The sequence below is a fragment of the Arenimonas sp. genome, from assembly GCF_035721105.1.
Classification (GTDB): Bacteria; Pseudomonadota; Gammaproteobacteria; order Xanthomonadales; family Xanthomonadaceae; genus Arenimonas.
Genome location: NZ_DASTNG010000050.1, coordinates 15068 through 34112, shown reverse-complemented (window position 1 = coordinate 34112; position 19045 = coordinate 15068). Strand labels below are relative to the sequence as shown.

Annotated in this window: 20 protein-coding genes; 8 read left to right on the top strand and 12 right to left on the bottom strand. The window is 73.0% G+C overall.

The window, feature by feature from the left end:
* Window positions 1-102: 102 nt before the first annotated feature.
* The gene (locus VFQ84_RS07220) at window positions 103-507 is read right to left on the bottom strand and encodes an OsmC family protein (protein WP_325130697.1); all 405 of its coding nucleotides are present in this window, start codon (window positions 505-507) and stop codon (window positions 103-105) included.
* Between the two features lie 25 nt (window positions 508-532).
* On the bottom strand, window positions 533-1378 hold the full coding sequence (locus tag VFQ84_RS07215) for a pirin family protein (RefSeq protein WP_325130695.1): 846 nt from the start codon (window positions 1376-1378) through the stop codon (window positions 533-535).
* Between the two features lie 183 nt (window positions 1379-1561).
* Between VFQ84_RS07215 and VFQ84_RS07210 the strand changes: the two genes are divergently transcribed.
* Window positions 1562-2185: a GNAT family N-acetyltransferase gene (locus VFQ84_RS07210; RefSeq protein ID WP_325130693.1), complete on the top strand. Its 624-nt coding sequence runs from the start codon at window positions 1562-1564 to the stop codon at window positions 2183-2185.
* A gap of 82 nt (window positions 2186-2267) precedes the next feature.
* Window positions 2268-3422: a polyamine ABC transporter substrate-binding protein gene (locus VFQ84_RS07205; RefSeq protein WP_325130691.1), complete on the top strand. Its 1155-nt coding sequence runs from the start codon at window positions 2268-2270 to the stop codon at window positions 3420-3422.
* A 45-nt stretch (window positions 3423-3467) separates the two neighbouring features.
* On the opposite strand, the gene VFQ84_RS07200 is transcribed toward VFQ84_RS07205, so the two are convergent.
* Window positions 3468-4097, bottom strand: coding sequence for a class I SAM-dependent methyltransferase (locus VFQ84_RS07200; RefSeq protein ID WP_325130689.1), 630 nt, complete (start codon window positions 4095-4097; stop codon window positions 3468-3470).
* Between the two features lie 89 nt (window positions 4098-4186).
* Here VFQ84_RS07200 and VFQ84_RS07195 point away from each other — a divergent pair, with 89 nt between their 5' ends.
* The gene (locus VFQ84_RS07195; protein ID WP_325130687.1) at window positions 4187-4576 is read left to right on the top strand and encodes a DUF6491 family protein; all 390 of its coding nucleotides are present in this window, start codon (window positions 4187-4189) and stop codon (window positions 4574-4576) included.
* Window positions 4577-4592: 16 nt separating this feature from the next.
* Here the strand turns inward: VFQ84_RS07195 and rlmKL are convergent, their stop codons facing one another.
* Genes rlmKL through VFQ84_RS07180 form a run of 3 tightly spaced genes read right to left on the bottom strand, consistent with a single transcriptional unit; the run spans window position 4593 to window position 7746 of the window.
* Window positions 4593-6728 carry a bifunctional 23S rRNA (guanine(2069)-N(7))-methyltransferase RlmK/23S rRNA (guanine(2445)-N(2))-methyltransferase RlmL gene (gene rlmKL / locus VFQ84_RS07190; protein ID WP_325130685.1) on the bottom strand — a complete coding sequence of 712 codons (2136 nt, stop codon included), beginning with the start codon at window positions 6726-6728 and terminating at the stop codon, window positions 4593-4595.
* Window positions 6725-7246, bottom strand: coding sequence for a hypothetical protein (locus VFQ84_RS07185; RefSeq protein ID WP_325130683.1), 522 nt, complete (start codon window positions 7244-7246; stop codon window positions 6725-6727). The genes rlmKL and VFQ84_RS07185 overlap by 4 nt, the downstream gene beginning before the upstream one ends.
* A complete protein-coding gene (locus VFQ84_RS07180) occupies window positions 7243-7746 on the bottom strand; it encodes an MOSC domain-containing protein (protein ID WP_325130681.1) in 504 nt (167 codons plus the stop codon). Before VFQ84_RS07180 ends, VFQ84_RS07185 begins: the two co-directional genes overlap by 4 nt.
* Window positions 7747-7785: 39 nt before the next feature.
* Here VFQ84_RS07180 and VFQ84_RS07175 point away from each other — a divergent pair, with 39 nt between their 5' ends.
* The 5 genes from VFQ84_RS07175 to VFQ84_RS07155 all read left to right on the top strand — a co-directional run bounded on the left by VFQ84_RS07175 (window position 7786) and on the right by VFQ84_RS07155 (window position 13727).
* Window positions 7786-8361, top strand: coding sequence for an N-acetylmuramoyl-L-alanine amidase (locus VFQ84_RS07175; RefSeq protein WP_325130679.1), 576 nt, complete (start codon window positions 7786-7788; stop codon window positions 8359-8361).
* Window positions 8362-8418: 57 nt separating this feature from the next.
* A complete protein-coding gene (tesB, locus tag VFQ84_RS07170; protein WP_325130677.1) occupies window positions 8419-9300 on the top strand; it encodes an acyl-CoA thioesterase II in 882 nt (293 codons plus the stop codon).
* A complete protein-coding gene (locus VFQ84_RS07165) occupies window positions 9300-9695 on the top strand; it encodes a pathogenicity-like protein (RefSeq protein ID WP_325130675.1) in 396 nt (131 codons plus the stop codon). The genes tesB and VFQ84_RS07165 overlap by 1 nt, the downstream gene beginning before the upstream one ends.
* An 84-nt stretch (window positions 9696-9779) precedes the next feature.
* Window positions 9780-12518, top strand: coding sequence for a reprolysin-like metallopeptidase (locus VFQ84_RS07160; protein WP_325130673.1), 2739 nt, complete (start codon window positions 9780-9782; stop codon window positions 12516-12518).
* A gap of 69 nt (window positions 12519-12587) precedes the next feature.
* The gene (locus VFQ84_RS07155; RefSeq protein WP_325130671.1) at window positions 12588-13727 is read left to right on the top strand and encodes a sigma-70 family RNA polymerase sigma factor; all 1140 of its coding nucleotides are present in this window, start codon (window positions 12588-12590) and stop codon (window positions 13725-13727) included.
* Window positions 13728-13787: 60 nt separating this feature from the next.
* Here the strand turns inward: VFQ84_RS07155 and VFQ84_RS07150 are convergent, their stop codons facing one another.
* Genes VFQ84_RS07150 through VFQ84_RS07125 form a run of 6 tightly spaced genes read right to left on the bottom strand, consistent with a single transcriptional unit; the run spans window position 13788 to window position 19034 of the window.
* Window positions 13788-14141: a PilZ domain-containing protein gene (locus tag VFQ84_RS07150; protein ID WP_034210705.1), complete on the bottom strand. Its 354-nt coding sequence runs from the start codon at window positions 14139-14141 to the stop codon at window positions 13788-13790.
* Entirely contained in the window at window positions 14141-15139 is a 999-nt protein-coding gene (locus tag VFQ84_RS07145) for a DNA polymerase III subunit delta' (protein ID WP_325130669.1), read from the bottom strand. Before VFQ84_RS07145 ends, VFQ84_RS07150 begins: the two co-directional genes overlap by 1 nt.
* Window positions 15136-15768 carry a dTMP kinase gene (gene tmk, locus VFQ84_RS07140; protein ID WP_325130667.1) on the bottom strand — a complete coding sequence of 211 codons (633 nt, stop codon included), beginning with the start codon at window positions 15766-15768 and terminating at the stop codon, window positions 15136-15138. Before tmk ends, VFQ84_RS07145 begins: the two co-directional genes overlap by 4 nt.
* Window positions 15765-16799, bottom strand: coding sequence for an endolytic transglycosylase MltG (gene mltG / locus VFQ84_RS07135; protein ID WP_325130665.1), 1035 nt, complete (start codon window positions 16797-16799; stop codon window positions 15765-15767). Before mltG ends, tmk begins: the two co-directional genes overlap by 4 nt.
* A gap of 4 nt (window positions 16800-16803) precedes the next feature.
* Window positions 16804-17628, bottom strand: a complete 825-nt coding sequence (gene pabC, locus VFQ84_RS07130; RefSeq protein WP_325130663.1) for an aminodeoxychorismate lyase — start codon at window positions 17626-17628, stop codon at window positions 16804-16806.
* On the bottom strand, window positions 17625-19034 hold the full coding sequence (locus tag VFQ84_RS07125; RefSeq protein ID WP_325130661.1) for an aminodeoxychorismate synthase component I: 1410 nt from the start codon (window positions 19032-19034) through the stop codon (window positions 17625-17627). Before VFQ84_RS07125 ends, pabC begins: the two co-directional genes overlap by 4 nt.
* Window positions 19035-19045 lie beyond the last annotated feature (11 nt).

Genomic DNA, 19045 nt, shown 5'->3' with positions numbered 1-19045 from the left:
AACAGGCCAAGCAGGACTGGCGCGACGACCGCCTCGGCCAGGTGCCGGGCGAATCCGAGCGCATCCCGCTGCCCGAGCGCTGAGCCCCGGCGGGGCCGGCGCTCAGTCGGCCAGCGTCGTGGGCACCTCGACCTGGCCGGTCAGGATGCGGTGCACCGGGCAGGCATTGGCGATCTGCAGCAGGCGCTCGCGCTGCGTCTCGTCCAGCGGCCCGCGCAGGTGCACGGTGCGGCGGATCACGTTCTTGTCCTTGCCGCGCTCGTCGAAGCCCAGCGCGACCTCCACGCCTTCCAGCGGCCACTGCTTGCGCTCGGCGTACATGCGCAGCGTGATCGCCGTGCACGCGCCCAGGGCCCCGAGCACCAGTTCGTCCGGCGCGGGGCCGGTATCGCCACCGCCCAGGTCGACGGGCTCGTCGGCCACCAGGTGGTGGTGGCCGATCACCAGCTGGGTGGCGTAGGACGGATAGGTGGTGCCGATCTTGGCGCTGACGGGACGGGCGGACATCGGGGGGCTCCTGGTGGCGCCGGGCTCAGAAGCGCCCGGCCTGGAAATCTTCGAAGGCCTGGCGCAGCTCGGCCTGGGTGTTCATCACGAACGGGCCATAGCGCGCCACCGGCTCCCGCAGCGGCCGACCGGCGACCAGGATCAGGCGCGTGCCGGCGGCCCGACCGGTGAGCCGGACTTCGTCGCCCGGGCCCAGTACCGCCAGTTCGCCGGCCACGACGGGCACCGCGTCGGCGCCCTCGCCCACCGCGATGGCGCCCTCGTACACATACGCGAACGCGGCGTGGCCCGGCGGCAGCGCGTGCGTGAAGCGCGCGCCCTCGTCCAGGCCGAGGTCGAAGTAGGTGGGATCGGTGGCGGGCTGGCGGATCGCACCTTCGCGGTCACCGAGGCGGCCTGCGATCAGCTTGGCGCGCACGCCCGGCGCCACGTCCACCTCCGGGAAGCGGTCGGGGCCGTATTCCTGGTAGCGCGGCGCGGTCATCTTCTCGGCGGCCGGCAGGTTCACCCACAGCTGGAAGCCGCGCATGCGGCCCTGCTCCTGCTCCGGCATCTCCGAGTGCACGATGCCGCGGCCGGCGGTCATCCACTGCACGCTGCCGGGCACCAGCACGCCCTCGTTGCCGTGGTTGTCCTTGTGCCGCATGCGGCCGTCGAGCATGTAGGTCACGGTCTCGAACCCGCGGTGCGGATGCGAGGGGAAGCCCGCGAGATAGTCCTCGGGCTGGTCGGTGCCGAACTCGTCGAGCATCAGGAAGGGGTCGAGGTCGGGCAGCTGCGGCGTGCCGATCACGCGGCGCAGCTTCACGCCGGCGCCGTCGGAGGCGGGCATGCCGCGCAGCTTGCGCAGGACGGGGCGAACGAGGGACATCGGGACTCTCCGGTGGCGGCGCCTGGGCGCCCTGCCGAACAAAATAGGGGCCGGCGCCTGCGTTCACACCCCGGGCGCCCGCAACGCAGGGTTGCATGCCCCCGCGACTCAAGCCAGTCTTGCGTCCTGAAGCGTACGGGGAATGCGTTCTACCCCGTAGCCCCCCCCCGCTGCCCTGCCCCCATGGCCCTGAGCCCGATGCCGATCGTCCGACGTGCAAGGATCGCCCCGACGCCGCCTGCCGCGGCCGTGGACACGGGCCAGCTGCCGACGCTGGTGGCGCCGCGGCTGCAGCTGCGCTGGATCCTGCCGGCCGACCTCGACGACCTGTACGGCGTGTTTTCCGACCCGGACGTCACCCGCTACTGGAGCCACCTGGCCTGGTCCAGCCCGGACGAGGCGCCGATCTATCTAGAGTCGATCCACCAGGGCTTCCAGCAGGGCACCCTGTTCCAGTGGGGCATCGCGCTGCGCGGCGACGACCGGATCATCGGCAGCGTCACGCTCTACGATATCGACCTGGTCCAGGGCCGCGCCGAGCTGGGCTTCGCCCTGGCCCGCGACCACTGGGGCCGGCGCTACGCCCAGGAGGCGCTGACGGTGCTGCTGGGGCACGCCTTCGGCACGCTGGGCCTGCGCCGCATCGAGGCCGACGTGGATCCGCGCAACCTGCCGTCGCTGCGCACGCTCGAGGCCCTGGGCTTCCTGCGCGAAGGCTACCTGCGGCAGCGCTGGCAGGTCGGCGGCGAGCTGCAGGACAGCGTGCTGATGGGCCTGCTTGCCCAGGACTGGCGCGCCGCCCGCTGAGCCGCGGCGGGGCCGCCGGCCCGCGTTGACACTGCCGGGGGCGGCGCCGAACATGGGCCCCCACGTCCTTCCGGAGTCCGCGATGTCCCTGCCCTTGCGCCTTAGCCTGATCGCCTCGGCCCTCCTGCTGGCCGCCTGCGGCCGCGGACCCGACGGCGCCGATGCCAACACCGCCACCGCGGCCGACGCCGCGCCCGCCGCCGCCGGCGAGAAGGTCGTGTACGTCTACAACTGGAACGACTACATCGCCGACGACACGCTGGAGAACTTCGAACGCGACACCGGCATCCGCGTCGTTTACGACAACTACGACACCAACGAGATGCTCGAGACCAAGCTGCTGGCCGGCGCCTCGGGCTATGACCTGGTGTTCCCGTCGGCGCGCCCGTTCGCGCAGCGCCACGTCCAGGCCGGCATCTACGGCCCGATCGACCGCAGCAAGCTGTCGAACTACGGCAACCTCGATCCGGCCATCCTCGCCGGACTGGCCGACGTCGATCCGGGCAATGCCCACACCGTGCCCTACATGTGGGGCACCACCGGCCTGGGCATCAACGTCGCCAAGGTAAAGGAAGTGCTGGGCGAGGACGCGCCGCTCGATTCCTGGGCGCTGCTGTTCGATCCGGCCAACGCCGCCAAGCTCGCCGACTGCGGCATCAGCGTGCTCGACGACGAGCAGGAGGCCTTCGCGGCCGCCCTGATCTACCGCGGCCGCGACCCCAATGCGATCACCGGCGACGAGACGCAGGTGGTCACCGACACCTATGCCGCGGTGCGCCCGTACATCCGCAGCTTCGATTCCTCGCGCTACATCGACGACCTCGCCAACGGCGACCTGTGCCTGGCGATGGGCTACTCGGGCGACATCTTCCTGGCCGGCGATCGCGCCGAGGAAGCGCAGAACGGCGTCGAAGTCGCCTACATCCTGCCCAAGGAAGGCGCCGTGCGCTGGGTCGACCTGATGGCCATCCCCAAGGATGCGCCGCACGCCGACAACGCCCACGCGCTGATCGACTACCTGCTCAAGCCCGAGGTTTCGGCCGGCATCACCAACTACGTCGCCTACGCCAGCCCCAACACCGCCGCCACCGCCCTGGTCGATCCCGAGATCACCGGCGACCCGGCGATCTACCCGCCCGCCGACGTGCTGGCGCGCCTGGTCGACCCGGTCACCTTCGCGCCCGAAGTCACCCGCGAGCGCGTGCGCGCCTGGACCACGATCCGGACCGGTCGCTGACCCACCCGCGATGACGGGCCCGCCCGCCAGGGCGGGCCCGGCGAATCAGCGCATCGAGCGCGGCGGGATGGCGCGCGAAATGCGCCGGGAATAGACGTACACCGTCGCCGGCGGCACGTTCCACCAGGTGAAGCTGCCGCGGCGCGCATTGAGGTCGAGCGCCTCGACCACTTCCTTCGCGACCGGGTTCGCCGGGCCATACGTGAACTGGATGAAGCGCCCCTGCGGCTGCAGGCAGTCGAAGGCCGCCGACAGGATCGCCTGCTGCGTGGCCTTGGGCATCGACAGCAGGCCCAGGCCCGAGATGATGGCGTCGGCCGGGGCTTCCGGGCCGAAGCCCCGGGTGGTCGCCAGCTCGGCCAGGTCACGGGCGTCGGCGCAGGCGACCTGGACCTCGGGGAAATGCTTCTGCAGGTGCTGGTGCAGCTCTTCGTTGAGTTCGAGCACCAGCAGGTCGGCCGGGGCGATGCCGTGGTCGAGCAGGGCCTGGGTGAACACGCCGGTGCCGCCGCCGAGCTCGATGACGCGGCGCGCGCCCCGCGGCAGCTCCGACATCATCTGCCGCGCCAGCTGCGGGCTGGAGGGCGAGATCGCCGCCACGCCGAGCGGATTCTTCAGCCACTGCCGGAAGAAGGTCCAGCCGTGCGGTATCGAGGTGGGGCCGGGTCGGGTCATGGCCCAAGCATAATGCGACCGGGGATGTTTCGCCCGGGTTAAGTGCCCCGGGCCGAGACTGCCCCCGACCGCCCCGCCGAGGAAACGCCATGACCCGCCTTCTCATCGTCCCCGCCCTGCTGCTCGCCACCGCCTGCGCCAGCGACCCCGCGGCCCGCGGTGACGGCGCGCCGCGCGGCCCGGCCTGCCTCGACCCCAACGCCGTGCGCACCTGGCACAACCTCGACGGCGAAGTGATCTACGTCGACACCGGCCGCCACAAGTACCGGATCGACCTGCTGGAAAACTGCCGCGAGATGGGCAGCAGCGCGCGCATGGGGTTCCGCGGCGATTCGATCACGGGCCGCGTCTGCGGCAATTACGGCGACCAGGTGGTGCTGCCCAACGCGACCTGCCGCATCAGCCGGGTCCGCCTGGTCGACGAGGAAACCTACGCCCGCGCGACCGGCACCGGCACCGACGAGACCCCGGAAGACTGAGCCCCGCGGCCGCGGCTCAGGGCCGCCGCAGTTCCCAGCAGCGGTGGATGCGCGGGTTGCGCTCGAAGTCGGGATCGATCGTCTTCGCGCTGATCTCGACGCAGTGCGCGAATTCCGCCACCGCCGCCTCGTCCAGCCGGAACCGGCGGTAGTTGTTCGAAAACAGCAGCAGCCCGCCCGGCGCCAGCCGGGCCAGGCAGGCGCGCAGCAGCCGCACGTGGTCGCGCTGGGTGTCGAAGTCCTCGGCCCGCGCCGAGTTCGAGAAGGTCGGCGGATCGCAGAACACCAGGTCGTACTCGCCGCGGTCGGCCAGCAGCCAGGCCATGGCATCGGCCTGCACCAGCTGGTGCCGGCGGCCGGCCGCTTCGTTGAGCGCCAGGTTGCGGCCGGCCCAGTCGAGGTAGGTGCCGGACAGGTCGACGCTGGTGGTGCTGGCCGCACCGCCCACCGCCGCGTGCACGCTGGCCGCGCCGGTGTAGGCGAACAGATTGAGGAAGCGCTTGCCCGAGGCTTCGCGCGCGATGCGCAGGCGCACCGGACGATGGTCCAGGAACAGGCCGGTGTCGAGGTAGTCGAACAGGTTCACCAGCAGCCGGGCCCCGCCCTCGCGCACCGCGATGAATTCGTCGCGGCGGTCCATGCGCCCGTACTTGCTGCCGCCCTTGCCGCGCGCGCGGGTCTTGATCGAGACCTGGCCCGGCGGCACCGCGAACACCTCGCGCACCGCGTCGAGCAGCTCGCCGAAGCGGCGACGGCTGTCGGCCTCGGGGATGGTCGCGGGCGCTTCGTATTCCTGCACGTGGACGAAGCGGCGACGCTCGCCGTCGGCCTCGTCGTACACGTCCACCGCCGCCGAGTATTCGGGCAGGTCGGCATCGTAGGCGCGCCAGGCCGACACGCCTTCGCGCTCGCGCCAGGCCTTGAAGCGCTTGAGGTTCTTGCGCAGCCGGTTGGCGACCATCTGCGCGCCCTCCGACAGCGGCCGCGCCTCGCGCGGCGCCCGCGCCGGCGGCTGCACCGGGTCGCAGACCAGCAGGGAACACTCCAGGGCGCCATTGAAGAAGGCGTAGCGCTTGGCGGCGCGCAGGCCGGTGGCCTGGGCCAGCTCGTCGGAGCCGCACAGCAGCACCGCACGCCAGTCCGGCACGGCCTGGCGCAGGGCGTCGCCCAGTTCGCGGTAGAGCGCGGCGTCGGCGGCCAGGCGCGCGTCGTAGGGCGGGTTGCAGACGACCAGGCCGCGCGCCGGGCCGGGGGCCTTGAGCGCCGAAACCGGCGCCCGGTCGAAGCGGATCAGTTCGGCCAGGCCGGCGCGATCGGCGTTCGCCACCGCCGAATGCAGGGCGGCGGGATCGAGGTCGGCGCCGAAGAACACCGGCCGCAGCGCCGCGCGCCCGGCGGCGGCGCGATCGCGGGCCTCGGCCTCGATCCGCTGCCACAGCGTTTCGTCGAAGCCGCGCCAGCGGGTCGGCAGCGCGCCCTGCAGGCGATGCAGGCCCGGGGCGACGTCGGCCGCCATCAGCGCACCTTCGATCAGCAGGGTGCCGCTGCCGCACATCGGGTCGAGCAGCGCGCCGCCCTCGGCGTAGAGCTTCGGCCATTGGCCGCGCAGCAGCATCGCGGCGGCCAGGTTCTCCTTCAGCGGCGCCTCGCCCTGCGACTGGCGCCAGCCGCGCCGGTGCAGCGGCCCGCCGCCCAGGTCGACCGAGACGATGGCGCGCCCCTTGCGCACCACCAGGCTGATCCGCAGGTCGGGCGCGTCGGTGTCCACCGACGGCCGCACGCCGTGCGCGGCGCGCATGCGGTCGACCACGGCGTCCTTGGCGCGCTGCGCGGCGTAGCGCTCGTGCGTCAGCGCCGGACCCGACACGTGCGCGTCCACCGCGAGCGTGCCTTCGGGATCGAGGTGCGCGGGCCAGTCGATGGCGTGCACGCCCTGGTAGAGGTCGTTCTCGTTGGCGCAGTCGAATTCGGCCAGCGGCCACAGCACGCGGCTGGCCAGGCGCGAATGCATGACGGCGCGGTAGGCGGCTTCGGGCTCGCCCTCGGCGTTGGCGCCGGCGAGGGCCGCGGTGGACCGGGCGGCGCCCAGCGCCACCAGCTCGTCGGCCAGCAGGTATTCCAGGCCCTTGGCGCAGGCGACGAAGAACTTCACGAGGCCAGCATCTGCAGGAAGCGCCCGAATTCCTCGGCGCAGAACTCGACGTGGGCCGCGAGGCGGTGGCTGTCGGGCACCAGCACCAGCGTGTCCTGGCGGCGCTGGGCCCAGCGCACGACGTCCAGCGCCGGGATCAGCTCGTCCTGCCAGCCGTGCACGATGCGGGTGGGCACCATCGCCGCGTGCAGCTGCCGCGGCGCGACGTCGAGCTCGACCGGCGGTGCCATCAGGAACAGGCCGGCCACCGGCACCTGCCGCGACACGTGCCCGGAAATGAAGGCGCCCATGCTCGAGCCGGCCAGCACCAGCGGCCGGCGGGTGGCCAGGTGCGCGCGGGCGCCCAGGCGCAGGATGCGGCCCTCGACGTCGCCCAGCGGGCCGAGCACGTCGAGGTCGCGGTAGTCGGGGCGCTCGTGGGTCCAGCCCAGCGCGCCGGCGACGCGCGCCAGCGCGGCGGCCTTGGTGGCCCCGGGGCCGCTTTCCAGGCCGTGCGAAATGATGACGTGGCCGCTCATGCGCCGGCGTCCAGCGGCTCCACCGCGTCGCCCAGCCCGAAGCTGCCCGAGACCAGCACGCGCGCGCACAGGCCGCCGTGCTGGCGCATGGCGTTGTAGCCGCCGGGGCCGAGCGCGGCCTCCATGCGCGAACAGGGATCGCAGTCGCCGGTGCCTTCGAAGACCGCGCTGCCGATGCGGAAACGCCGCCCCTTGAGCGCGATCACCGGCAGTCCCGACACCACGACGTTGCGGCGCAGGGTCGCGGGATCGACCCGATCGTGGCCGCTGAGCGCCGCGATCACCGGCAGGTGCTCGGCCTGGACCAGGGTGATGCCGCGCTTGCCGCTGCCGCTCTTGTAGCGATCGCCGGCCAGGCCCTTGCCGGCGACGGCTTCGACCCGGGTGACTTCGTTCATGGGGACGTCGCGGGCCGGGCGAAGCCCGATCCAGCGAACCTGGCCGGGGCGCGGCAGCGTGGCCATCAGGGCGCCAAGCGCGGAGTCGGCGGGAAAAGGCATCAGGGGGCTCCGGAATGGGCGCGATGTTAGCATGCGGGCATGACCGACCACCCGCCGAGCGCCCCTGGAATCACGCCCTGGCCCCTGCCGTACGTGGACCGGCTCGAGCCCCGGCCGCTGGCCCACGTCGACCTGGTGGTGATCCACTGCACCGAGCTGCCCGACCTGGCCCGGGCCCGCGAATACGGCGAGCGCGTGCTCTACGACACCGGCACCGGCAACAGCGGCCACTACTACATCGACCGCGACGGCAGCCTGCACGGCTTCGTGCCGCCCGAGCGCATCGCCCACCACACGCGCGGCTACAACGAGCGCTCGATCGGGATCGAACTGGTGAACGCCGGCCGCTACCCGGACTGGCTGGACTCGCGCCGGCAGGCGATGGACGAGCCCTACACCGACGCCCAGGTCGAGGCCGTGGTGGCGCTGCTGCGGCACCTGGTGGCCAGCCTGCCCGCGCTCGAGTTCATCGCCGGGCACGAGGACCTGGACCAGACCCGGGTGGTCTCGAGCGACAACCTCGAGGCGCTGGTGTTCCGCAAGCGCGACCCCGGGCCGCGTTTCCCGTGGTCGCGGGTGCTCGACGCGGTGCCGCTGGCGCGGATCCGGCCCTGATCCCGCGGGCGGGCCGCCCGCGGCGGCTATAATCGCCGGCCGAACCCCGGAGTCCCCATGACCTCATCCGTCGCCGCCGAGCTGGTCGACCTGCTCCGCCTCGAGCGCCTCGAGGACAACCTGTTCCGTGGCCAGAGCCGCGACATCGGCACCAAGTACGTCTTCGGCGGCCAGGTGCTGGGCCAGGCGCTGTCGGCCGCGCAGCAGACCCTGGACGGCAATCGCCACGTCCACTCGATCCACGCCTACTTCCTGCGCGCCGGCGACGTCGAGCACCCGATCGTCTACGACGTCGACCGCTCGCGCGACGGCAACAGCTTCTCGGTGCGGCGCGTCACCGCGATCCAGCACGGCAAGCCGATCTTCGTGTTCGCGTCCTCGTTCCAGGAGCCCGAGCCGGGCAACGAGCACCAGCTGTCGATGCCGGAAGTGCCGCGCCCCGAGGACATCGAGCCGGTCGCGGCGCCCTCGCCCGAGCAGCTGGCCCAGCTGCCGCCCAAGGCGCAGCGCTGGCTGTCGCGCATGGGCCCGTTCGAGATCCGCCCGGTCTACCCGCGCGACGAACTGCGGCCGCCCAAGCGGCCGCCGTTCCAGCAGGTCTGGTTCAAGCTCAACGGCGAGGTCGGCGATTCGCCGGTGCTGCACCAGGCGCTGCTGGCCTACGCCTCCGACTTCCACCTGCTGGGCACGGCCACCTTCCCGCACGGCATCAGCTACTACCAGCCGAACGTGCAGATGGCCTCGCTCGACCATGCGATGTGGTTCCACCGTCCGTTCCGCGCCGACGACTGGCTGCTCTATTCCATCGACAGCCCGAGCGCCCAGGGCGCCCGTGGCCTCTCGCGCGGCCAGATCTACACGCGCGACGGCCGGCTGGTGGCGTCCACCGCGCAGGAAGGCCTGATCCGCGTGCTGCCCGAAACCCCGGAGGTTCGCTGATGCGCCAGGTATTCACGTCGGTCCGCCTCGAGAACGTCGAACGCGTCGGGAAGATGCTCAACGACGTCGGCATCGACACCAAGATCTCCCAGGGCCGCAGCTGGAAGGGCGTCAGCCGCCGCGAGTTCAGCTACAGCGCCAAGGACCACGACGTCAGCCAGCAGCCGGCGCTCTGGGTGCTCAAGCCGGACGACTTCAAGCGGGCGCGCGAGATCCTGCACGACGCCGGCCTGCTCGAGTCCACCCGCGACGCCAGCTACCTGCCCGAGCAGCTGACCTTCCGCGACCCGGCCGCGCAGGGCACGGCGGCGCGGATGTCGCGCGTCCGGATGGCGCTGTTGTTCATCGTCGTGATGCTGGGCGGCGGACTGGCCCTGCGCGCGCTTTTCGCGTGAAGGCGAAGTAGTCGCGGCGCCTTGAGGGGCGAGCGGCACCGTGCGAACATCGGGCCATTCCCCGGTTCCACGGAGTTCCACGCAATGCGCCCCGTCCTCCTGCCCTGCCTGTCCCTGGCGATCGCGCTCGCGCTCGCGCCGGTCTCCCCGCCGCACGCCGCCGACGGCAAGGGCGGCGCACGCCTGTTCAAGCTCGGCGAGCAGGTCGAACACGACGGCCTGCTGCGCTTCCGTCCGCTGGCCATCGACGCCGACGCGCTCGACACCGCCTCGCTGCCCGGCGGCCGCGTGGTGGTGCCCGATCCCGACGGCGGCGAGCTGGTGTACGAGTACGTCTCGCACGTCAGCCACGAGAACGGCATCTCCACCTGGATCGGCCGGCGCCAGGGCGACGACCCCGGCCGCGAGGCGGTGTTCACCTTCGGCGGCGGTGCCGTGTTCGGCCAGGCGCCGCGCGCGGACGGCAGCCTGCTGCAGTTCGAGACCGTCGGCGGCAAGCCGCGGGTGATGGAAGACCTGGCCGTGGACATCGGCCAGCGCTCGCACCTGCAGGTCGCCGACGAGGTGCTGCCGGATCCGGCCGACCTGGTCGCGGCGCAGAAGGAGTACGCGGCGCGCCCGCGCTCGGGCCTGCAGGCCACCCCGGGCGAGGTCGACATCCTGCTGGCCTACACGCCGGGCCTGGCCACCTACGTGGGCAGCGACCTCGCCACCCGCGTCCTGCTGCAGAACCGCATCGACCTGGGCAACCAGGCCCTGGTCAACGGCGGCGTCGCCGGCAGCTTCCGGCTGGTGGCCACGCCGCGCATCGACTATCCCGACACCGGGTCCAACAGCGAGACGCTGGACCGGATGCGGGTGTTCCGGGGCTCGGCGGCCCATTCGATCGCCCTGCAGCTCAACACCCTGCGCCATCGCCACGGCGCCGACCTGGTCGGCCTGGTGCGCCGCTTCCTCAACGAAGAGTCCGGCAGCTGCGGCGTCGGCTACGTCGGCGGCGGCAGCGGCGGCAACATCGCGTTCGCGGTCGACTTCGGCTACTTCAACGCCAACCACGGCACCGACGGCGGCTTCTTCTGCCTGCCCAGTACCATTGCCCACGAGATCGGCCACAACCTGGGCCAGACCCACGACATCACCACCACCGGCGGCGCGCGCTCGGGCACCGATTTCTACTCGCACGGCTACCGCTTCACGCCCGCCGGCGACGACGGCTTCCACACCGTGATGGCCTACGGCGAGGGCCGCCAGCGCACCGCCAACACCTACTCCTCGCCGCTGGTGACCCGGGCCGACTGCTCCAACCTGCCCTGCGGCGCCAATGATGCCGACGCGGCGCGCAGCCTCAACGAGACGATGCCGGTGGTCGCCACCTGGTTCGAGCCGGCGGAAAGCGACACCCGCCAGATCACCGGCACCCGCGGCTACCTCGACGTCAACTTCACCGGGCTGCCGGCGCTCACCAATGCCCGCTACCGCGTGGTGTACGCCGGCGGCGGCAGCTTCACCGTGACCGGCCCGACCCGCGCGGCCCCCGGCGCCACCGTGCGCGCGCGCCTGGGCTGGGACCGCCTGCCGGCCGCCGTGACCACGCCGACCGCCGTGCAGGTGGTGGTGGAGTCGGCGCCGGGCGTCGTGGTCGCCACGCGCAACCTCCAGCTGCTGCGCCGCGAGTTCATGCCCTCGCCGGTCACGCTCGGCGACAACCGCCCGGTCACGATCGCGGTGCCGCGCTACCTGTCCAACCGCGACTTCAACGAAACCCGCCTGCAGTTCGTGCTGCCGCCGCATGCCAACACCGCGCGCATCCGGGTCGTGTCCACGGTCGACGTCGATGTCTACGCCAGCCCGGCCTCGATCCGCGACGTCCCCACGTCGGCCCTGATCGGCGCGGGCGTCGACCGCGGCTTCGCGGTGGTCTCGGACACCGGCACCGCGACCACCAAGGAAATCGTCATCACCCGCAACGCCGGCGTGGTCGGCGCCGAGCGCTGGATGATCGGGCTGGGCCGTCCGAGCAGCACGACCATCAACTACGCCGAGGCCACCGTCACCGCGCGCATCGAAAGCCAGGCGCAGGCCCCGGCGTTCCAGAGCGGCCAGTACTTCAATCCGCAGCGCTCGGGCCACGGCCTGTTCCTGGACTTCGCCGGCGACCAGTGGATCTCGGTCTGGTACACCTACCTCGATGACGGCACGCCGACCTGGTACTACAGCCAGGCCGCCGCGCCCGGCCCCAGCGGCGTGTGGAACGCGCCCATCTACCGCATCGGCTGGAACGGCAGCGTCGGCGCCGAGACCCAGGTCGGCGACCTGGTGGTGACGCCGGTGTCCGCCACCGAGATGGAGTTTTCGTACAACCTCGACGGCGAGGCCGGCAGCGAGCCCATGGTCCGCCTGGGCGGCGCCACCGGCTGTCCGCTGCTGGACGGCCAGCCGCTGGATGCCACCGGCCACTGGTACTCGCCCAGCCTGCCCGGCTTTGGCTACAGCGCGCAGTTCGAGGCCGACCAGGAGATCTACGTGTCGTACATGTACGACGGCCAGGGCATCGCGCGCTGGCTGATCGGCGACAAGGGCTGGACCGTGCCGGGCGCGACCCTGCCGATCGGCCAGCTCACCGGCTTCTGCCCGACCTGCGGCCACATGCCGGTGATCCCGGTCGAAGTGGGCCAGCTCACGCGTTCGTTCGGCGTCGTCAATGACGGCGGCCGCGGCCTGAGCCAGATCGGCGTCACCGCCACCTTCGCGCCGCCGCTCACCGGCACCTGGAACGAGTCGCGCAGCACCGCGATCCTGGCGGCCCGCAAGAACTGCAACTGAGCCAAGACGGCGCGGCGGTCACATCCGCCGCGCCGGCACGTCCCTGGCCTGAACCCCCAGGAGCGCGCCATGAGCACCGACATCCTCGATTCCCTGATCGACACCCACCTGCCGGCCGCCGCCCGCGGCGACCGCGACGCCTACGGCCGCATCGTCGCCGGCTGCCAGTCCACCGTGACCTCGATCGCCCTGGCGATCGTCCGCGACGTGCCGGCCAGCGAGGACATCGCCCAGGAAGCCTTCCTCTCGGCGTGGCAGAACCTGCGCAAGCTCAACAACCGCGCCAGCTTCCTGCCGTGGCTGCGCCAGATCACCCGCAACCTCGCCCGCGACCACCTGCGGGCCCATGGCCTGCGTGCGAATCCCGCCGCGGACATCGACGCCCTGATCGCCAACCTCGCCGACCCTCAACCCGGCCCCGACGAGCGGCTCGACGATGACCAGGCCCGGGCGGTGGCCGCCAGCGTCATCGACGCCCTGCCCGAGGAATCGCGCGAGGTCCTGCTGCTTTACTACCGCGAGGGCCAAAGCTCGCGCCAGGTCGCCAGCCTGCTGGGCCTGCAGGACGCGGCGGTGCGCAAGCGCCTCTCGCGCGCCCGCGAGAAGGTGCGTGCGGAGCTGCTGGCGCGATTGGGCGCGTTCGCGCGTGCCACGGCCCCGGGGGCGGGCTTCACCGCGGCGGTGGCCGCGTTGCTGATCGTGGGCGCCCCGCCCGCCGCGGCGGCGACGGCCTTGGGTGCCGGCGCGCTGGGCGCCGCCAGCGGCCTCGCCAAGATCGGCACGGGGGCGCTCGCCGGGGCCTTCGCCGGCGTCGTCGGCGGCCTGTGGGGCGTCTGGTTTGGCGTGGGAAAGCTGCTGCGCGATCCCCACGATGCGCGCGAGCGGCGCGGCGTGGTCGCTTACGCGCTGACCACCAGCGCGCTGGTGGTGGCGTTCTCGGTCGCCATCGTGTGGGTGGCGCGACTGCCCGGCTGGATTCCGCACCTGGCGGTGACGGTCGCGTTCGCCCTCGGCATGGTGCTGGCCTGCGGCGTGTGGTTCCCGCGGATCGTGGCCCGACGGCTGGCCCACGAGCGCGCCACGGATCCGACGGCGGCCGAGCGCCAGCGCCGGGCCCGCGCCTGGGGCCGGGTCGGGGCCGCCGCGGGCCTGCTGCTGGGAACCGGGGGCCTGGTACTGGGCCTGTGGCTCAGCGGCCGGATGGGCTGAGGCCAGGAACGCGGAAGCCCCGCCGGAGCGGGGCTTCCGGGAACCAGCGCCGGGCCGGGCCTACATCGTGTGGGTCGGCTTGTCGGCCTCGAGCGTACCGGCCAGGAAGGTCTCGATCTTGCCCTTCACCGCATCGGCCTCGGCGGTCTCGGCGAACTGCACGCCGATGCCGGCGCCGCGGTTGCCCTGCGCACCGGCGGGCGTGATCCAGACGACCTTGCCGGCCACGGGCAGGCGGTCCTTTTCTTCCATCAGCGACAGCAGGATGAAGACCTCGTCGCCCAGCGCGTAGCGCTTGGTGGTCGGCACGAAGATGCCGCCGCCCTTCACGAAGGGCATGTAGGCGTTGTACAGCGCCGCCTTGTCCTTGATCGCCAGGGAAAGGATGCCCTGTCTTGCGCCTGCGCCACCCATCATCGCCTTGCTCCCTGCCTTGCGGTGTCCTTGAACATGCTACGCCATTCCAGCAGCAGACCGGCCAGCGCCAGGTCGTGTCGCAGCACCGGCACCGCGAGCTGGTCGCGGGCGCGGTTGATGGCGTCGAACCACGGCGCCAGCTTCTGGATTTCCGGCGGCAGGGTCAAGCCGGGCGCCGCCGTGGCGCCCAGCTGGCGGGCCATGCCGTCGAGCACCAGCTCGGCCGCGAAGCGCAGCCGCAGTTCGCCCTGCCCGTCCGCCAGCCAGCGCTGGGCCAGCGGCACCGGCGCCTGCCGGCCATCGGCCAGCGCGTTGAGATCGGACTGCACTTCGCTGCGCAGCGCCAGGCCGCCTTCCGCCAGCCAGTCGGCGGCGAGGCCGGGATGGCCGCGGGCGGCGTCGAGGGCGGCGGACAGGCGCGTGCCCTCGTGGCCCTGCGACCGCAGCCAGGCTTCGCCCTCGGCGCGCGCGGGCGGCCGGAAGTCCAGGCGCTGGCAGCGGCTGCGGATGGTCGCCGGCAGCCGGCCCGGGTGGTCGCTGACCAGCAGCAGGTAACGCGCCTGCGAGGGTTCCTCCAGCGTCTTGAGCAGCGCGTTGGCGGCATTGGTGTTGAGCGCATGCGCCGGCGAGACCAGGGCCACCTGGGCGCCGCCCATTTGCGGCGTCAGCGAGAACCAGTGGCCCAGGTCGCGCATCTGGTCGACGATGATCTCGCTGCGCAGCTTGTCGCCCTTGTCGTTGGGGATGAAGCTGACGAACCGGAAGTCCGGGTGGGTGCCCGCGGCCAACAGTTGGCAGCCACGGCAGGCGCCGCAGGCCAGGCCGTCGGCGCCGGGCGTGCTGCACAGCAGCCGGGCGGCCAGGTGCCGCGCCACCGCTTCCTTGCCCATCCGGGCCGGGCCCGCGAACAGCAGCGCATGCCCCAGCCGCGCATCGGCCAGCGAGGCCAGCGCGCCATCCAGCACCCGCTGCTGCCAGGGCGCCAGGGTACTCACCGCGACGGCTCCAGCCACCCGGCCAGCAGCGCCTGCACGGCCTCGCGCACGACCTGCACTGGCTGGCCGGCGTCGACCACGCGGAAGCGCGCCGGCTCCGCCGCCGCACGGGCCAGGTAGGTGGCGCGCACGCGCTCGAAGAAGTCCTCGCGCTCGCGCTCGATCCGGTCGGGATCGCCGCCGCGGGCGCGGGCGCGGGCCAGGCCTTGGGCCACGCCCACGTCCAGCAGCAGGGTCAGGTCGGGCTTGAGGCCGGCGGCCCAGCGCTCGAGCTCGGCGATGACGCCCATGTCCAGCCCGCGGCCGCCGCCCTGGTAGGCGAAGCTGGCGTCGGTGAAGCGGTCGGCCACGACCACCGCGCCGCGCGCCAGCGCCGGCGCGATGACCTGGCGCACCAGCTGCGCGCGCGCCGCGAACATCAGCAGCAGCTCGGCCTCGGCGACCAGGTGGTTGGCGGGATCGAGCAGCAGCGCGCGGATCGCCTCGCCTTCCGGCGTGCCGCCGGGCTCGCGGGTCAGCACGACCTCGCGGCCGGTCGCGGCCAGGGCCTCGCGCAGGGCGTTGATGACGGTGGACTTGCCCGCGCCCTCGCCGCCTTCGATGCTGATGAAGCGTCCGCGCGCGTTCATCGGCAGCGCTTGAGCTGGTAGCAGGCGACGGCGCGGTTGTGCTCGGCCAGGGTCGCCGAGAACACGTGGCTGCCGTCGCCGCGGGCGACGAAGTAGAGCGTCTTGCCGTCGGCCGGATTGGCCGCGGCCATCAGCGCCTCGCGGCCGGCCAGCGCGATCGGGGTCGGCGGCAGGCCGGCGCGGGTGTAGGTGTTGTAGGGCGTGTCGGTGGTCAGGTCGCTGCGGCGGATGTTGCCGGCGTAGGCGCTGCCCATGCCGTAGATGACGGTGGGGTCGGTCTGCAGGCGCATGCCCAGCTTCAGGCGGCGGCTGAACACGCCGGCGATCTCGGGGCGCTCGGCGGCCTTGCCGGTTTCCTTCTCGATGATCGAAGCCAGGATCAGCAGCTGCTCCGGGGTTTCGATCGGCAGGTCGGGCGCACGCGCGGCCCAGGCGTCGGCGACGGCCTTGTCCATCGCCAGCGCGGCGCGGCGCAGCAGGTCCAGGTCGCTGGCGCCGCGGGTGTAGTGGTAGGTCTCGGGCAGGAAGCGGCCCTCGGGATGCTGGCCGGCGCGGCCCAACGCGGCCATCACCGCGGCGTCGTCCAGCGCCGGCAGCTGCTGCACCAGGGTTTCGTCGCGGGCCAGGGCCGCGCGCAGCTCGCGGAAGTTCCAGCCCTCGACCAGGGTGAAGCGGTGCTGGATCACCTTGCCGCTTTCGAGCCGCTTGAGCAGTTCGCGCGGGGTGATGCCGTGGCGGATGCTGTAGTCGCCGACCTGCAGCCGGGAAATCACCTGCATTTCGTGCGCCAGCGCCTTCCACTGCAGGTCGTGGCCCTCGTCGACGCCGAGCGCGCGCAGCTTGCCCAGGATGTCCTGGAAACCGTCGCCGCGCTCGACCACCAGGATGCGCTCGGCGTCGCTGAGCGCGATGGGCGTGTCGGCGAAGCCCTTGTACTGCTGCCACAGCCAGCCGCCGACGGCGACGCCGGCCAGCAGCAGCAGGGCGAAGGTCGCCTTGAGGACGCGATGCGAGGACTGCTTCTTCGCCAACGATCTAGCTCCCGAGGAATGCCGGTTCAGCCCGGCCCAGGTGGCGCTGCAGCTCCGCCAGCGCCGGGTGCGGCGCCCAGGTGCGATCCCCCAGGCGGCCGACCGGCAGGATACCCCGCACGGCATTGCACAGGAAAAGTGCGTCGGCGGCTTCCAGCGCCGCCGGCGCCAGCGTCGCCTCGGCGGCGTCGGGCGCATGCGCGAGCACCCAGGCCCGCGCGACCCCTGCCACGCCGCAGGCATCGACCCGCGGCGTCAGCCAGCGCCCCTCGATCCGCGCGAAGACGTTGGCGCTGGTGGCGCAGGCGACGCGGCCGTCCGTGTCCAGCAGCAGCCCTTCGTCGATCGCCGGGTCGTCCCACTCGGCGCGCGCCAGCACCTGCTCGAGCCGGTTGAGATGCTTGATGCCGGCCAGCGCCGGCTGCCGCGCCATCCGCAGCCGGCACCAACGCAGCGACAGCGGCGCGCGGGCCGCGGGCGGCAGCGGATGCCGCGACAGCACCAAGGTCGGCGCGGCGTCGGCATCGAAGCGATAGCCGCGTCCGCCGGCGCCGCGGGTCAGCACCAGCTTGAGCACGGCCGGGCCGTCCTGCGCCGCCAGCAGCGCGTCCACTTCGCCGCGCAGCCAGTCGGCGTCGGGCACCGCCAGGCCCAGCCGCGCGGCGTCGCGCGCCAGCCGCGCCCAGTGCGCGTCCCACCAGACCGGCTGGCCGGCGTGCACGCGCAGCGTGCTGAACAGGCCGTCGCCATAGGCCAGGCCGCGGTCGGCCGGATCGAGCGCGTCGACGCGCGCGCGGCCGCGATAGATGCGGGCGCCGGACGCGCTCATCCCGCGGCTCCCAGGGCGCGCAGCAGGCCGCGGGCCTTGGCCCGGGTTTCGTCGATTTCGCGCCCGGCGTCGGAGTCGACCACGATGCCGGCGCCGGTGCGGAACTGCAGCTCGCGTCCGTGCAGCCAGGCGCTGCGGATCAGGATGTTGAGGTCCAGGTCGCCGTCGCGGCCCAGGTAGCCCAGGGCGCCGGTGTAGGGGCCGCGGCCCTCGCCCTCGAGGCCGGCGATGATCTCCATGCAGCGCACCTTCGGCGCCCCGGTGATGGTGCCGCCCGGGAACACGGCGCGGATCACCTCGCCCGGCGTCACGCCCTCGCACAGTTCGCCGCCGACGTTGGACACGATGTGGTGGACGTGGGCGTAGCTTTCCACCGTCATCAGCTCGTCCACGCGCACGGTGCCGGGGCGGCAGACGCGGCCGAGGTCGTTGCGCTCGAGGTCGATCAGCATCACGTGCTCGGCGCGCTCCTTGGGATTGCCGACCAGGTCGCGGATGCGCGCGGCCTCGTCGTCGCCGGGGAAGCGCGGACGGGTGCCGGCGATCGGGCGGGTCTCGGCGCGGCGGCCGCGCACCGACACCAGGCGCTCGGGCGAAGAGCTCAGCAGCGCCGCATCGCCCACCCGCAGCAGGCCGGCGAACGGCGCCGGGTTGGCTTCGCGCAGGCGGGCGTACACGTCGGCCGGGTCCGGGGCCTGCTCGAACGCGGCGCGCCAGGCGCGCGACAGGTTCACCTGGAACACGTCGCCGGCGCGCAGGTAGTCGTGGATGCGGGCGACCCCGTCGAGGAAGCGCCCCGGTGCGTCCTCGCTGAGCGCGGGCGGCGCGAAGGCGCCGGGATCCGGCCGCGGGCCGGGCGCCGGCAGGTCCAGCAGCGCTTCGGCGCCCGGCTCGGCCACGGCCACGCAGCGGCCGCTGCTGCGATCGCGCAGCACCGCCGCCGGGCAGCGCAGCGCCAGCGCCACCGGCAGCGGGCCCGGCGCCGCCGGCAGCACCAGCCGGGGCTCGACCTGGGCGGCGAGTTCATACGCGAGGAAGAGCGCCCAGCCGCCGCGGAACGGCAGCGCGTCGGCGGTCGGGTCGGCGTTGGCGCTGCCGCTGCCGTCGGCGTGCGCGTCGGCGCCAGCCTCGGCGCGGGCGTCCGCCGAACCCGGCGTCGCCTGCGCGCGCCAGTCGTCGTCCAGCGCGGCCAGGAAGTCGCGGGCGTCCACGGTGCGCCCGTCCAGGCGCCGGGTCTGGCCATCGGCGTCGAGCCGCAGGCCATCGCCATCCGTGGCCAGCAGCAGGTCCCAGCGCGACAGCGCATTGCCGCCGGCCACGCTTTCAAGCAGCAGGGGGAAACGCGCCGGGTCGGCCGACTGCAGGCGCAGCAGGTCGGTGCCGGGCGGCAGCGCGCGGATCAGCATCGCGGGACCGC

Bases quoted from the DNA above. Each gene is read 5' to 3' on its own strand.
- VFQ84_RS07220 (WP_325130697.1), bottom strand. From the start codon at position 507: ATGTCCGCCCGTCCCGTCAGCGCCAAGATCGGCACCACCTATCCGTCC.
- VFQ84_RS07215 (WP_325130695.1), bottom strand. From the start codon at position 1,378: ATGTCCCTCGTTCGCCCCGTCCTGCGCAAGCTGCGCGGCATGCCCGCC.
- VFQ84_RS07210 (WP_325130693.1), top strand. From the start codon at position 1,562: ATGGCCCTGAGCCCGATGCCGATCGTCCGACGTGCAAGGATCGCCCCG.
- VFQ84_RS07205 (WP_325130691.1), top strand. From the start codon at position 2,268: ATGTCCCTGCCCTTGCGCCTTAGCCTGATCGCCTCGGCCCTCCTGCTG.
- VFQ84_RS07200 (WP_325130689.1), bottom strand. From the start codon at position 4,097: ATGACCCGACCCGGCCCCACCTCGATACCGCACGGCTGGACCTTCTTC.
- VFQ84_RS07195 (WP_325130687.1), top strand. From the start codon at position 4,187: ATGACCCGCCTTCTCATCGTCCCCGCCCTGCTGCTCGCCACCGCCTGC.
- VFQ84_RS07185 (WP_325130683.1), bottom strand. From the start codon at position 7,246: ATGAGCGGCCACGTCATCATTTCGCACGGCCTGGAAAGCGGCCCCGGG.
- VFQ84_RS07180 (WP_325130681.1), bottom strand. From the start codon at position 7,746: ATGCCTTTTCCCGCCGACTCCGCGCTTGGCGCCCTGATGGCCACGCTG.
- VFQ84_RS07175 (WP_325130679.1), top strand. From the start codon at position 7,786: ATGACCGACCACCCGCCGAGCGCCCCTGGAATCACGCCCTGGCCCCTG.
- tesB (WP_325130677.1), top strand. From the start codon at position 8,419: ATGACCTCATCCGTCGCCGCCGAGCTGGTCGACCTGCTCCGCCTCGAG.
- VFQ84_RS07165 (WP_325130675.1), top strand. From the start codon at position 9,300: ATGCGCCAGGTATTCACGTCGGTCCGCCTCGAGAACGTCGAACGCGTC.
- VFQ84_RS07160 (WP_325130673.1), top strand. From the start codon at position 9,780: ATGCGCCCCGTCCTCCTGCCCTGCCTGTCCCTGGCGATCGCGCTCGCG.
- VFQ84_RS07155 (WP_325130671.1), top strand. From the start codon at position 12,588: ATGAGCACCGACATCCTCGATTCCCTGATCGACACCCACCTGCCGGCC.
- VFQ84_RS07150 (WP_034210705.1), bottom strand. From the start codon at position 14,141: ATGGGTGGCGCAGGCGCAAGACAGGGCATCCTTTCCCTGGCGATCAAG.
- tmk (WP_325130667.1), bottom strand. From the start codon at position 15,768: ATGAACGCGCGCGGACGCTTCATCAGCATCGAAGGCGGCGAGGGCGCG.
- pabC (WP_325130663.1), bottom strand. From the start codon at position 17,628: ATGAGCGCGTCCGGCGCCCGCATCTATCGCGGCCGCGCGCGCGTCGAC.
- VFQ84_RS07125 (WP_325130661.1), bottom strand. From the start codon at position 19,034: ATGCTGATCCGCGCGCTGCCGCCCGGCACCGACCTGCTGCGCCTGCAG.